This is a genomic window from Corynebacterium faecium, assembly GCF_027257105.1.
Lineage (GTDB): Bacteria > Actinomycetota > Actinomycetes > Mycobacteriales > Mycobacteriaceae > Corynebacterium > Corynebacterium lehmanniae.
This window is the reverse complement of the sequence record NZ_JAPYJX010000001.1, coordinates 299,782-312,442: the sequence shown is the minus strand read 5'-3', so window position 1 is coordinate 312,442 and position 12,661 is coordinate 299,782. Positions and strand designations below refer to the sequence as shown.

The window sequence follows — 12,661 nt, the reverse complement described above, 5'->3', positions numbered from 1 at the left end:
GGCGGGATAATTTTTGCCCCGGTACCCTGGGGCGCACACGTTTCGACGGATGAGGAGACACACCCATGACTGAGGCAAACAAAGACGTTGAAGGCGCAATCGAGAACAACGAGCAGGAAATGATCGACGAGGGCGCGCCCGTGCAGCCGTCCACCGACCCGGTCCTGAACGGCGGCGACGACGACCCGGCCGGCACCGAGGGCGGTGACTCCTCCGACGAGGAGAGCGACAGTAGCGGCGAGGGCGCAGCCGAGGGCGCGGTGGAGGAGCCGGTCCAGGAGACCGACCTGAACACCATCGAGGCCGCCGAGGGCGACACCGGCGCCGAGGCAGACGCCAATTCCGACAGCGAGTACAAGCGCCGCCTGCGCGAGTACACCCGCGAGCTGAAGAAGCAGCCGGGCGACTGGTACATCATCCAGTCCTACTCCGGCTACGAAAACAAGGTGAAGACCAACCTGGAGATGCGTTCCCAGACCCTCGAGGTCGAGGACTCCATCTACGAGGTTGTCGTGCCCATCGAGCAGGCCATCGAGAACAAGGACGGCAAGAAGAAGCTGGTCAAGCGCAAGCTTCTGCCGGGCTACGTGCTCGTGCGCATGGACATGAACGACGCTGCCTGGTCCGTGGTCCGTGAGACCCCGGGTGTGACCTCGTTCGTGGGCAACGAGGGTAATGCGACGCCGGTGAAGCACCGGGACGTCGCAAAGTTCTTGCTTCCCAAGTCCGCCGCAACCGGTGCGAAGCCGGAGGTCAACGCCGAGGGCGAGACCGTCGTGGCGATGCCGGAGGAAGAGGCACCGAAGAAGCTCGCGCACGACTACAAGGTCGGCGAGGCCGTCACGATCCTCTCCGGCGCGCTGGCGAGCGTGTCCGCCACCATCAACGCGATCGACCCGGAGACCGGCAAGATCGAGGCGCTGGTGTCCATCTTCGGCCGCGAGACCCCGGTGGAGCTGACCGCCGACCAGATCGAGCGCATCATGTAGGAGCGTTTTGCTTCTCGACGTCCTCACGGCGTATCCTGATTCGTCGCGCGTGCACGCACGCGCGACGTTTTCAATTCTTGTAAATCCCCGGTGGCTGGGTCTACCCCCGGCATCCGGAAGCCCCGCGGCAGCTCATCGTGGCTGCGGGTGCTGTAACTAGGAGGTAATGCGATGGCAAAGAAGAAGGTCACCGGCCTGATCAAGCTGCAGATCGAAGCAGGCATGGCCAACCCGGCCCCGCCGGTCGGTCCGGCTCTCGGTGCGCACGGCGTGAACATCGTCGAGTTCACCAAGGCCTACAACGCCGCAACCGAGTCCATGCGCGGCAACATCGTGCCGGTGGAGATCACGGTCTACGAGGACCGCTCCTTCGACTTCATCCTGAAGTCCCCGCCGGCAGCGTCGCTGCTGCTGAAGGCTGCAGGCCTGAAGAAGGGCTCCGGCGTCCCGCACACTGACAAGGTTGGCAAGGTCACCTGGGAGCAGTGCAAGGAGATCGCCGAGACCAAGAAGAACGACCTCAACGCCCGCGATATCGAGGCAGGTGCTGCGATCATCGCTGGTACTGCCCGTTCCATGGGTATTGACGTCGAGAAGTAAAGAGCTTCACGTGGAAGGGCCGCAAGCCAGGCCCGCAAACCACAACTCCTGAAAGGAACCCAACATGGCTAAGAAGTCCAAGCACTACATCGAGCAGCTGGCGAAGGTCGACCGCGACAGCTTCTACCACCCGCTCGACGCCGTCACGCTTGCGAAGGAGACCTCCTCCGACAAGTACGACGCAACCATCGACGTTGCAATGCGCCTGTCCGTCGACCCGCGCAAGGCCGACCAGCTGGTTCGCGGCACCGTCAACCTGCCGCACGGCACCGGTAAGACCGTCCGCGTCGCTGTATTCGCCGAGGGCGAGAACGCAACCAAGGCGCAGGAGGCTGGCGCGGACATCGTCGGCACCGACGAGCTGATCGAGCAGATCAACGCCGGCCAGATCGACTTCGACGTGGCTATCGCTACGCCGGACCAGATGGCCAAGGTCGGCCGCGTCGCCCGCGTGCTGGGCCCGCGTGGTCTAATGCCGAACCCGAAGACCGGCACCGTCACCCCGGACGTCGCCAAGGCGATCCAGGACTCCAAGGGCGGCAAGATCGCCTTCCGCGTGGACAAGGCGTCGAACCTGCACGCGATCATCGGCAAGGCGTCGTTCACCCCGGAGCAGCTCGCTGAGAACTACGGCGCTCTGCTCGACGAGGTCATCCGTCTGAAGCCGGCATCCGCCAAGGGCATCTACCTGAAGAAGATCACCGTCTCCGCAACCCAGGGCCCGGGTGTCCCGGTGGACACCTCCGTGGAGAAGAACTACGCCACCAAGTAGTTCGTCTTCTTTCGCGCGCGCCGAATCGCCGTCGTCCGTTGTTGGGCGGCGGCGTTTCGCGTTGTTAGGGCAGGGGTGTGCTTCGGGGTCCGAAGAGTTGGTCGAGTGCTCCGCGGTCGGTGTTTTTCAGGTGGTACCCGCGGGGTGAGATCCACCAGGGCGCGCCCCTGATCATTGTGATGCGGCCGCGACTCTTACGCCAGGGGTCGTCGTCGTTGATCCGGTTGTGATACCTGCACAGCGGCACCAGGTTGTCCATGTTGGTCAGCCCGCCGTGTTTCCACGCGTCCACGTGGTGAATCTCCGCACCGTACGCCCCGTGGCGGCAGCCCGGAAACGCGCACACGGGCGAGACCATGCAGGCGAGGTCGCGTTGTTTCTGGTTGGCGAAGCGCTCGGTGTCGTAGAGGTTCACCGCCCCTTCCTCGGGGTGGAAGGCGGCGACCTCCAAGGCTTCGCCGAACTCTTGCTGGAGGTACTCCGCCCCGGTCATGGTGGTGCCGTCAGTCAGCGTCAGGATGATGTCGTCGCCGTCTCCCGCCATGATGCGTGCGTGTTCGGTGATCGGCACCATCACGATCGGGCGTGGTGCGGCGGCAATGACCCCGCCGGTTTTGCCTTCGACGATGCGCCAGAATGCTTCTTCCATCTGGGGTGCGGCGGGCTGTGTGGCGTCGATGTCTTGCCGCAGGCGGTGCTCGAGGTCTGCGGCTTTGCGGTCGGTGGTGTCGATGGTGATGCGCGCCCGCCCGTTTTTCGGCGCGGAGAACGCGACCTGTTTCTTCTTCGGGGTGTCATCGTCGCGGGGCACCAGCTCTCGTGCGGCGCGTTCGATCGCGCGGTACCCGCCGGTGACGTCCAACAAGGCCAGCCGCAGCCGCCACCGCTCGCCGAGATCTTTCACGCCTCCGACGCGGCGTTCGATCAGTGCGAGCTCGTCCAGGGAGAACCCGCGGGCTTTCTGCGCCGCCAAGGCCTGCTTGCGGGTGAACTTGGTGGGCCCGTAGTACACCTTTTGCATTGCGTCCCACGCGCGTGCTCGATCCGGCGCCATCCCGGCGTCCAGCGCGACGGGCAGGTCGAAGTGCCGCAGCGTCTCCATGGATGCTGCGGCCATCGCCTGAATGAATGCGTCGAACGGGGTCATGCCACGAACACTAAATCGAACGCAACCCCACACAACCCCCACGAGCCCAATCTGTGGATAACCCGCCCCAAAAAGCACCCAAGTCATCCACAGCTGCGGCAGGCCCTTGTGTTTTCCCCGTGATGGGGGTAAATTTCCCGCGCCAATAGCTATTGAAACTAATCTCCATTAAGTGTTGAAAAAAGTTTTCATTAGTTTGGCGGTGTTCCTGCTCGCGGTGCTGGGCATCACGCCGGCGCACGCGCAGGTGCAGCGCCTGGATCAAGGCCACATCGACGCGTTCAACGTCACGGCGGACGGCGGCGAGCTGACTTTGGATCTGAAGGAAGACGCCACCGGCAGCCACGTGCGCCACGCTCCGGAGGACGTGGAATTGGTCGTCGGCCAGGATGCGTACACGGAGCGCACGGCGGAGATCCCGGAGATCGGCAAGGCCGGCTATATGCTGCCGCAGACGCAGCGCTCGGATCTGATCTGGCCGGGCTGGGATACGCAGGGCGCGCGCGATATCGGCGCGATTGATCTGGAGTTTGTAGAGGTCACCGGCCCCGGCGAGGTCTACCTGTTCCAAACCGGCAGCTTCGGCTCCCTGGATCCGGTGCTCGATGGCGGCTCGACGCGCCTTGAGACGGGCTCCGTGATCGCCCAGGAGGAGCCCGCCCACGTCCACGCGAATTGGCTGTTCACCGAGCCCGGCACGTATGAGATGCGCGTTGTGGCCACCGGCGGCGGCGCGAGTTCGAACGAGGCCACCTACACCTGGATCGTCGGCGACGGGGAGGCGGCGCCGGCGGCGAAGGAGGAGGCGCCTACGGAGGCACCCGCCGCGCAGCCCAAGGCGGCGACGAGTGCTGCGCAATCGAGCACCGCAACGAAGAAGGCGGCTCAGCAGCAACCCGAGAAGCAGGCCCAGAAACCTGCGCAGCAACCGGCCGAGAAACCGGCGCAGCAACCAGCCCAGCAGGAGCAGCCCGCCGAAGAGCGCCCGGACACGCTTGCGGAGACCGGCACGACGGTGATGACCGTCCCGTTCGCGATTCTCGGCCTCGGCGTGGCGGTGTTCGGCGCGGCGATGTGCTGCCTGGATACGGCGCTGCGCCGCAAGCTGTTGGCACTTGCGGGGGTTGGGAAGTGAGGCGTGCCCGGGCGTTGGCGGCGTGCGCGTTCGCCGTTGCTCTTACGGGCTGCTCGCAGGCTCCGGGGGAGGTTGAGGGGTTGAACGTGGTGGCGTCGACAAGCATTCTTGCGGACGTCGTACAGAACGTCGCTGGCGATAACGCCGAGGTCAAGACGCTGATGCGCCGCGGTGCCGACCCGCACTCGTACGAGCCGACGCTGCACAACACGCGCGATATCGCGTACGCGGACGCGGTGTTTACCAACGGGTTGTTGCTGGAGCCGCAGGCGCTGACCCGCACGATTGATGCGACGGCGCGCCCGCAGGCGCGGGTGGTGGCGCTGGCGGAGCAGACGCAGCGCTTCGGCTACGCGCCGATTCCGCTGGTGGAGGACGCGAGCCTGGACACGGTGTGGCTGGGGTTGCGGTTTGCGGCGGATCTGCCGCGCACGGCGGTGGCGGAGCTTGAGCTTGTCGACGCCTCCGGGCCCGGCACCGCCTCCGCCTTCATCCTCGGCACCTTTGGCACCCCGGAGCTGCTGTTCGACTCCACGGGTGGCGCCACCACGCTGCCGGTGGACGCGCACACCCACGTCAGCTGGGCCTTTTCCGCGCCCGGCGTGTACGAGCTGCGGCTTCGCGCCTCGGTGCGCGACGCGGTGGACGCGCCGGTGCGCAGCCAGACAGAGCAGACGGTCACCCTCGTGGTGGGGCAGGACCCGGCGCAGGCCGCCCCGGGCAAGCATGCGGTGGAGCGCGGGCACGTGGACATCGCCACGGTCGCCGGCAACGACAACACGCAGCTGACCCTGCGCACGGACGACGAGGGCGACCTGGACCCCGCGGGCACGGTGGTTGTGGTGCCGTCGAAGACGCTGCAGCCGATCCCGCCGCAGCGCGAGTTCCGCTTTCTCGGCGACCCGGGCGAGGAGACGTACCTGCTGCCGCAGGCGGTGCTGGGCCGCCACGTCCACGGCGAGCTGGATCCGCACATCTGGCACGACCCGGCCGCGATGGACGCGGTGGTGCAGGTGGTGCGCGACGAGCTGTCCGCGGCCGACCCGCGCCACGCCAGCACGTACGCCGACAACGCCGAGCGCTATCGCGCCCAGCTCAAGCAGGTGGCGCAGGAGGTGCGCGAGCAGCTCGACCAGGTCCCGGAGACCAACCGCAACCTGGTCACCACCCACCACGGCTACGCCTACCTGGCGCGCGCCTACGGGCTGCGCGTGGCCGGGTTTGTCACCCCGAATCCGAGCGTGGAGCCGAGCCCGCGCGATCTGATGGCGTTGTCGCGCACGCTGGACAACCTGGGCGTGCCGGCCGTGTTCGTCGAGCACGGCGAGGAAGACGAAACGCCCGTTTTGAACGAAACCGCTGCCTCGCACGGGGTTGAGGTGTGCCCGATCTGGGGCGACACCTTGGACCCGCCGGGGGAGGGGCCTGCGCAGACGTATGTGGATCTGGTGCGGGCCAATGGGGCGTCGATAAGCAAATGTTTGAAAGGACAACCATGAAGATTCCCGCCATTATCACCGCCGCAATGATCGCGGCCGCACCCGTCGCTGCTGCCCAGGTACCGGACAACGACCCGGCGTTGCAGCAGGTCGTCGGCGCCGACGAGCAGGTCGCCCCGCTGGGCGAGCACGCCGTCATCGACGCCGGCCACGCGGACCTGGGCCCCGTCTTCGCCGACGGGAAAATGCAGTTCCTGGTGCGCGACGACACGCAGGACACGCCCGTGTGGCGCCACCTCGAGGACGTGGTCTTCGCCGTCGGCGACGGCGCGAAGCAGACCCTGCCGGAGACCGACCAGTTCGCGTTCACCGGCGCGAAGCCGGGGGCCGAGGTGTGGGTGATCCCGCAGACCGAGGTTGCCGGCGTGCCGTGGCTGGGGTGGAACTCGCAGGCGCCGTCGCTTCTGGAACGCTCCGCCAACGGGATGAGCCTGGAGTTCGGCGGGCACGAAGGCCCGGGTCAGTTCTCGCTGTTTGTCCAGCCCGGCGGGTTCCACGAGCCGCAGCAGCTGTGGAACGAGCAGGAGCCCGGCACGCAGTCGATGTGGGTGGAGCCGAACACGCACACCCACGCCAACTGGGTGTTCACCGAGCCGGGCGCCCACCTGGTGGGTGTGCGCGCGACGGTGGAGGACCAAGACGGCACCGTGCACACCGACGAGCAGGTCGTGCGCATCGCCGTGGGTGTTGACCCGGCGGAGGCGGCGGATGCCCAGTTCGGTGAGTTTCGGGCTGAGGGGCAGGCCGGCGCGGAGCAGCAGAACAACGGTCTGAAAATCGGACTGCTGGCGGGTGCGGGCGTGCTGCTTCTCGCTTTGATTGCGCTGTTTGTTGTGCGGGGCCGCCGATGAGAAGGATTGAGGTGCGCGACCTGGCGGTGTCGTATCCGGGCCGCGACGTGTTCCGTGGGGTGGACCTCACGCTGCGCGGCGGCGAGTTCGTCGGCCTGCTCGGGCCCAACGGCGCGGGCAAGACCACCCTCATGCGTGCGGTGTTAGGCCTTATCCCCGCGGACGCCGGGACGGTTTCCGCTGGCAGGCGCCCGGTGCGCAAGGTGGTGGGGTACGTGCCGCAGGCGCACAACGTGGCCTGGGATTTCCCCATCGACGTCTATGACGCCACACTCAACGCCACTCTGGGCCAGCGCCCGTGGTGGCACCGCGCTGGCGAGCGCGAGCACCGTGCCGCCGAGCGAGCTTTGGAAATGGTCAACCTGACCGACCTGGCCGCGCGACCAATCCACGACCTGTCCGGCGGCCAGCGCCAGCGTGTGCTTATCGCGCGCACCCTGGTGCGGCGGCCGGGCATGCTGCTTCTCGACGAACCGTTTACCGGCCTGGACATCCCCACCACCGAGCACCTGCTGCGGCTGTTCCGCCGCCTGGTGGACCGGGGGCTCGGCGTTGTCATGTCCACCCACAACATCGCCGAGGCCATCGATTCCTGCGACCGCTTGGTGCTGTTCAACCGCGGGGTCGTCGCCGATGCTGCGACGCATGAGCTTAACGACGACGCCCCGTGGACCCGCACCTTCTCCGTCGACGAGGATTCGCCGTGGCTGCGCGGCGTGCGAGCGCATTTGGAGGCTGCCCGTGCCTGAGATTTCGTTTGTGCAATTCCTGGCCGACATGGCCAACCCCCAGCTGGCGTTTCTGCCGCGCGCGCTGGTGGCCGCGGTGATCGCGGCGGTGCTGTGCGCGGTGGTGGGCTGTTTTGTGGTGCTGCGCGGCATGGCCTTTATCGGCGACGCGGTGGCGCACGCCGTATTCCCCGGCATCGCGGTGGCGTTTGCCTGGCAGGTCTCCGTGCTGCTGGGTGGGGCGGTGGCCGGCGCGATCGTCGCGGTGCTGATCGCCGTGATGTCTCAGCGGCGCACCATTAAAGAGGACTCCGTGATCGGCATCGTGTTCACCGCCGCGTTCGCCTTCGGCCTGGTGGTGATCTCCCGTGCGGAGGGCTACACCGCCTCCGTCAGCTCGTTCCTGTTCGGCTCGCTGACGGGCGTCAGCTCCGCCACACTAGCCATCCACGCCGCCGCCGGCGCACTGATTGTGGCCGTGGTGGTGGCGCTTCGCCCGTGGCTCACAGCGGTGGCACTGGACCGGGAGACCGCCCGCGCGATGAACCTGCCGGTCGCCGCGCTGGATCTGGCGCTGTACCTGTGCGTGACTTTTGCAGTGGTGCTGGCGGTGCAGACGGTGGGCAACATCCTGGTGGTGGCGCTGCTGATCACCCCGGCCGCCGCGGCGCGCCTGTTCACGGACAAGCTGGGCGCGATGATGTGCATCGCCGCCGCGTTCGGCGTGGCCGGCAGCGTGATGGGGGTGTGGCTGGCGTGGTCCTACGACTCGCCCACGGGCGCGACCATCGTTTTGGCCGTGACCGCCATCTTTGCGCTGAGCTGGCTGTTCGCCCCGAAGCGCGGTGCGCTGGCCGGCTGGCTTCAGGGGGTGAAACGGTGAAGCGATTCGTTGCAGCAGCAGCCGTAGCGGTGCTCATGTTCGCGGCCGCGCCGCTTGCGCAGGCCGCGGAGCACAACCCCGGCGACCCGGGCCACAGCGTGGAACTGGGGAAGATCGACCACCCGTGCGCCGGGCGCAAACTGCTCTACCACTCCCACAACGACGCGCTCTACGGCACCTACAAAAACGACAAGCTCACCGTGATGGCGGTGGACGGCCAGCAGGTCACCGACCAAGAAAAGGTTTGCTTCCGCCTCGCCCCGGACGCGGATGCCGACGGCAACGACGTGTCCACCTTGACCGTGCCTGAGGACGGCTCCTTGGACTTCCTCGGCGAGCCCGGCAGCACCGTGTGGGCCGCGCCGCAGTCCGCGGACTGGACCGACAGCTGGCGGCCCATCTGGTCTGGCCTGGGCGCCTTCGACCCCGCGCACGAGGCGGGCGAGATCCCGGACAACTTCGTCGACGACGTCATGCACTTCGACCTGGTGGAGATGGACGGCCCCGGCGACGTCAACGTGTTTTTCTCCTCGCGCGTGGGTGACCCGGAGCGGCTGTTTAGCTCCGCAGACGAGGACATGCGCACCATCACCTACGACGTCGGCGGCCACGGCCACTTCACCTGGACATTTTCCGAACCAGGCATCTACGAGATGACCTGGCAGGGCCGCGCCGAGCTCAAAGGCGGCGGGGTGGAGCGCTCCGAGCCGGTGACCCAGTACTGGCTCGTCGGCGACGACACCACCGTCGGCCTCCCCGAGGGCACCACCACCGACCTGCGCACCCCCAACACCACGGAGGAAACCACCACCGCCAGCCCGACGACGAGCGCGAAGCCGTCGCCGAAGCCCGCGCCGCGGCCCACGTCGCGGCCCACGTCGCCGCCCACGTCGCCGCCCACGTCCACGACCGCGCCAACGCCCACGAGCACCGGTTCCGCCGCGGCCGAGGACCGGCGCAAGCTCATCGAGGCCGGACATATGGATATGGCGTTGGTGGCCGAAGGGTCGTCGATAGGCGCAATGCTTATCGACGACTCCGACCCCCACAACCAGGCCAAACGCGAATCCGGCAGCTTCATTTTCGCCGTGCCCGACGCGGCCAAGAAGACGCTGCCGGAAGGCGCGCGCGAGAGCTTCCCGGAGCCGCCTGAGGCGATGTGGATCCTGCCGCAGGCGCAGGAGAAGAACCTGCCTTGGCTGGGTTTTTCCACCACCCGGGTGGGCGCCGGCGCGCTGTCGCAAGGTTCGAAGGTCACAGTGTCCATGCGCGACGTGTCCGGGCCCGGGCGCATCTACACCTGGCACGAGGACCTGCGGGGCCTGCGCGTGGAGCTCGACTCCGGCGACGCTTCCAAGCAACTGGAGTACCCGGTCAACGCGCACGACCACCAAGGCTTCGGGTTCACCGAGCCCGGCGCGTACACCGCCACGTTCACCTTCTCCGGCACGTCCGCCTCCGGCGAGGACTTCTCCGAGGACCTGGTGGCCACCTTCGCCGTGGGCGACGAGGCCGTCGCCGCCGCACGCGACGGCCGGCTCGGCGACGCAGGCGCTGGCGGGGCCGGCGCCGGCAAGGGCAAGCTCACGCTGCCGGGCGCGCTCGCGGAAGGCATCCGTTCGCTGGAAAAGGAGATTAAGAAGGCGGGCGACACGCTCGCGCCGCTGGCGCGCAAGACCAACGACGGCGGCAAAGGCGGTTCAGGGGCTGTTTCGACGCTGGCAACGCCGGCGGCGCCGGCCCAGGCCGCTCACGCCCAGCAACCGGTACCCGCCCAGGCTGCGCCGGCTCAGGCTGCGCCGGCTCAGGCTGAGCCGGCTCGTGCAGCGGAGCCATCCTCCGCGAAACCGGCGGCGCAGGCGCAGCGCGCGCCGGAACGCAGTCGAGCCAGCAAACCCTCAAGCAAGCCCAGCAACCAGCAAACCAGTAAAAGCAAGACCAGCGCCGACTCCCGGGAAGACTCCAAGTCCACGAGGGCCGCGAGGGCCACGAGCAGCCCCGCGACGTCTGAGGCATCATCCGCCTCCGACGACTACGCCCCGTCGCGCAACCCCGCCGGCGGAAGCGGCACCGGGATCCACTCGTCGCTCGACGCAGCCGGCGCGCAGCCAGACGGCCAGGCGGCGGACCCGTCGCCGACCGCGGGCGGATTCTGGGCGGGACTCGCCATCGGCGTGGGCGTCATGGCGCTCATCGGCGGTTGCGTCCTGTTCGTCGCGGCGGCGAGATTGCTGCGGAAGGTGGAGCGGAGCACGTCGTAAAGCAAGGGAACCGGAACTCTCTCCACAACGTCTAACGGGTGGGGAGGGTTTTATGGCGAGCTATATACCTCGGCCGAGGCCGGGATTCTTGGACAAACTGGAGCGGCTGAGTAGAAGCGGTCCGCCCAGGTGGCGTGATCTCAAAGAAAAGCGTCTCTTTGAGTATGACCCTTTACACGGCCACATTGAGGGCTATAACCTGCGGGGGATACATCTCGGCGTATTTGACGCGATCACCGGAGAAAAAATTGGAGAAGCCAAACGAGGGAGGAGGATCGATGTTTAAGACGTTTGTGGAACGCTGCCTGGAAGGCACCGCGCAGCCGGGTGACATCGATGACTGGGTGGATGCCTGGCACGAATCCGCCCCCGGAAGTGAGGATCTCACCCTCGACGAGTACCTCGGTTTCACTCCGGAAGAGGGCGCGATTTGGGCGCGCTACGGCTCTAGGCTCGGCGAGATCCTGGAGAACCGCCGCCGTAACCGCCAGCCCGCGTAAACCGCGATTTGGTTAAACCCGCGTCCACCCGCTAGCATTCCCTACCGAAGTTTGAACGGCCCGCAAAGGCCGAGCTCAAGTTTCACCGAAGACCGTCGGTCACTCTCGTGAGGGAGTCGAAGGCGCTCCACTTACGGGGCCGACCCACGCAGGAGAAACGCGGCACACTCCAACGTATGCCTCGTGCTTCTGCACGGGGCATTTTTGCTTATAGACGTCAGCTTCGCGCGAAGCGAACGTCGATAGGCAAGATGCTCCGGGCGGATTGAACAACATGAAGTTATCGGAAGGAGGCGTGTGTCATGGCAAACCCGAAGAACACTGCGGAACTTGCAGTTCTGAAGGAGAAGTTCGCTGAGGCGGATTCCCTCGTGCTGACTGAGTACCGTGGCCTGACCGTCGGCGAGCTGCAGCAGCTGCGCGGCGATATGGGCTTCGATGTCGAGTACCACGTCGCCAAGAACACCCTCATCAAGATCGCTGCAAACGAGCAGGGTATTGAGGGTCTCGATGATCTTCTCACCGGCCCGACCGCCGTCGCGTTCATCAAGGGCGACGCTGCTGTCGACGCTGCGAAGGTGATGAAGAAGTTCAACAAGGACCACGACGCGTTCGTGATCAAGGGCGGCTACATGGACGGCAACGTCCTGGACGCTTCCCAGGTCGACGCTCTGGCCGAGATGGACAACCGCGAGACCACCCTTGCCAAGCTTGCTGGCGCATTCGAGGGCTCTCTGGCAAAGGCAGCCGGCCTGTTCCAGGCTCCGGCATCCAAGACGGCCCGCCTTGTCGCTGCACTGCAGGACAAGCAGGAAGCCGCATAAACACTCTTTTACATCCGGGCTGTAAACGCCCAACAACAGAAAGGAAGCCACAATGGCTAAGCTCACCAAGGACGAGCTCATCGAGCAGTTCAAGGAAATGACCCTCATCGAGCTCTCCGAGTTCCTGAAGGAGTTCGAGGAGGTCTTCGACGTGACCGCAGCCGCTCCGGTTGCTGTTGCAGCTGCAGGCGCTCCGGCCGCTGGCGGCGAGGCTGCCGCTGAGGAGAAGGACGAGTTCGACGTCGTTCTCGAGGACGCTGGCGACAAGAAGATCGGCGTGATCAAGGTTGTCCGCGAGCTGGTTCCGGGCCTGGGCCTGAAGGACGCCAAGGAAATGGTCGAGGGTGCTCCGAAGGCTATCCTCGAGGGCGCCAACAAGGACGACGCCGAGGCTGCCAAGACCAAGCTCGAGGAGGCTGGTGCAAAGGTCACCCTCAAGTAAGAGCTTTTTGCTTGACGACGAACACCCCCG

14 protein-coding genes are annotated in these 12,661 nt (G+C 66.5%); 13 read left to right on the top strand and 1 reads right to left on the bottom strand.

The window, feature by feature from the left end; translation table 11 throughout:
* Positions 1-65: 65 nt before the first annotated feature.
* The 3 genes from nusG to rplA all read left to right on the top strand — a co-directional run bounded on the left by nusG (position 66) and on the right by rplA (position 2,361).
* Positions 66-989 carry a transcription termination/antitermination protein NusG gene (nusG, locus tag O5O53_RS01595; protein ID WP_269508427.1) on the top strand — a complete coding sequence of 308 codons (924 nt, stop codon included), beginning with the start codon at positions 66-68 and terminating at the stop codon, positions 987-989.
* 171 nt (positions 990-1,160) lie between these two features.
* Positions 1,161-1,589, top strand: coding sequence for a 50S ribosomal protein L11 (gene rplK / locus O5O53_RS01590; RefSeq protein WP_034997189.1), 429 nt, complete (start codon positions 1,161-1,163; stop codon positions 1,587-1,589).
* Positions 1,590-1,653: 64 nt separating this feature from the next.
* Entirely contained in the window at positions 1,654-2,361 is a 708-nt protein-coding gene (gene rplA, locus O5O53_RS01585; RefSeq protein WP_269508425.1) for a 50S ribosomal protein L1, read from the top strand.
* Between the two features lie 64 nt (positions 2,362-2,425).
* On the opposite strand, the gene O5O53_RS01580 is transcribed toward rplA, so the two are convergent.
* Positions 2,426-3,508 (bottom strand): HNH endonuclease signature motif containing protein, encoded by a 1,083-nt coding sequence (locus O5O53_RS01580; RefSeq protein ID WP_269508423.1) that lies wholly within the window; start codon positions 3,506-3,508, stop codon positions 2,426-2,428.
* 172 nt (positions 3,509-3,680) lie between these two features.
* Between O5O53_RS01580 and O5O53_RS01575 the strand changes: the two genes are divergently transcribed.
* The 10 genes from O5O53_RS01575 to rplL all read left to right on the top strand — a co-directional run bounded on the left by O5O53_RS01575 (position 3,681) and on the right by rplL (position 12,631).
* The gene (locus tag O5O53_RS01575) at positions 3,681-4,643 is read left to right on the top strand and encodes a choice-of-anchor M domain-containing protein (protein WP_269508421.1); all 963 of its coding nucleotides are present in this window, start codon (positions 3,681-3,683) and stop codon (positions 4,641-4,643) included.
* Positions 4,640-6,142 (top strand): anchored repeat ABC transporter, substrate-binding protein, encoded by a 1,503-nt coding sequence (locus O5O53_RS01570; protein WP_269508419.1) that lies wholly within the window; start codon positions 4,640-4,642, stop codon positions 6,140-6,142. The genes O5O53_RS01575 and O5O53_RS01570 overlap by 4 nt, the downstream gene beginning before the upstream one ends.
* A complete protein-coding gene (locus tag O5O53_RS01565) occupies positions 6,139-6,993 on the top strand; it encodes a choice-of-anchor M domain-containing protein (RefSeq protein WP_269508417.1) in 855 nt (284 codons plus the stop codon). The genes O5O53_RS01570 and O5O53_RS01565 overlap by 4 nt, the downstream gene beginning before the upstream one ends.
* Positions 6,990-7,742, top strand: coding sequence for an anchored repeat-type ABC transporter ATP-binding subunit (locus O5O53_RS01560; RefSeq protein ID WP_269508415.1), 753 nt, complete (start codon positions 6,990-6,992; stop codon positions 7,740-7,742). The genes O5O53_RS01565 and O5O53_RS01560 overlap by 4 nt, the downstream gene beginning before the upstream one ends.
* A gap of 28 nt (positions 7,743-7,770) precedes the next feature.
* A complete protein-coding gene (locus O5O53_RS01555; protein WP_437177834.1) occupies positions 7,771-8,604 on the top strand; it encodes an anchored repeat-type ABC transporter permease subunit in 834 nt (277 codons plus the stop codon).
* Positions 8,601-10,865 carry a choice-of-anchor M domain-containing protein gene (locus O5O53_RS01550; protein WP_269508411.1) on the top strand — a complete coding sequence of 755 codons (2,265 nt, stop codon included), beginning with the start codon at positions 8,601-8,603 and terminating at the stop codon, positions 10,863-10,865. The genes O5O53_RS01555 and O5O53_RS01550 overlap by 4 nt, the downstream gene beginning before the upstream one ends.
* Before the next feature lie 52 nt (positions 10,866-10,917).
* Positions 10,918-11,151: a colicin E3/pyocin S6 family cytotoxin gene (locus O5O53_RS11665; RefSeq protein WP_181889771.1), complete on the top strand. Its 234-nt coding sequence runs from the start codon at positions 10,918-10,920 to the stop codon at positions 11,149-11,151.
* Positions 11,144-11,365, top strand: coding sequence for a hypothetical protein (locus O5O53_RS01545; protein ID WP_239355877.1), 222 nt, complete (start codon positions 11,144-11,146; stop codon positions 11,363-11,365). The genes O5O53_RS11665 and O5O53_RS01545 overlap by 8 nt, the downstream gene beginning before the upstream one ends.
* Before the next feature lie 302 nt (positions 11,366-11,667).
* On the top strand, positions 11,668-12,189 hold the full coding sequence (rplJ, locus tag O5O53_RS01540; protein WP_269508409.1) for a 50S ribosomal protein L10: 522 nt from the start codon (positions 11,668-11,670) through the stop codon (positions 12,187-12,189).
* A gap of 52 nt (positions 12,190-12,241) precedes the next feature.
* Positions 12,242-12,631 carry a 50S ribosomal protein L7/L12 gene (gene rplL, locus O5O53_RS01535; RefSeq protein ID WP_181889774.1) on the top strand — a complete coding sequence of 130 codons (390 nt, stop codon included), beginning with the start codon at positions 12,242-12,244 and terminating at the stop codon, positions 12,629-12,631.
* The last annotated feature ends 30 nt before the right edge of the window (positions 12,632-12,661 follow it).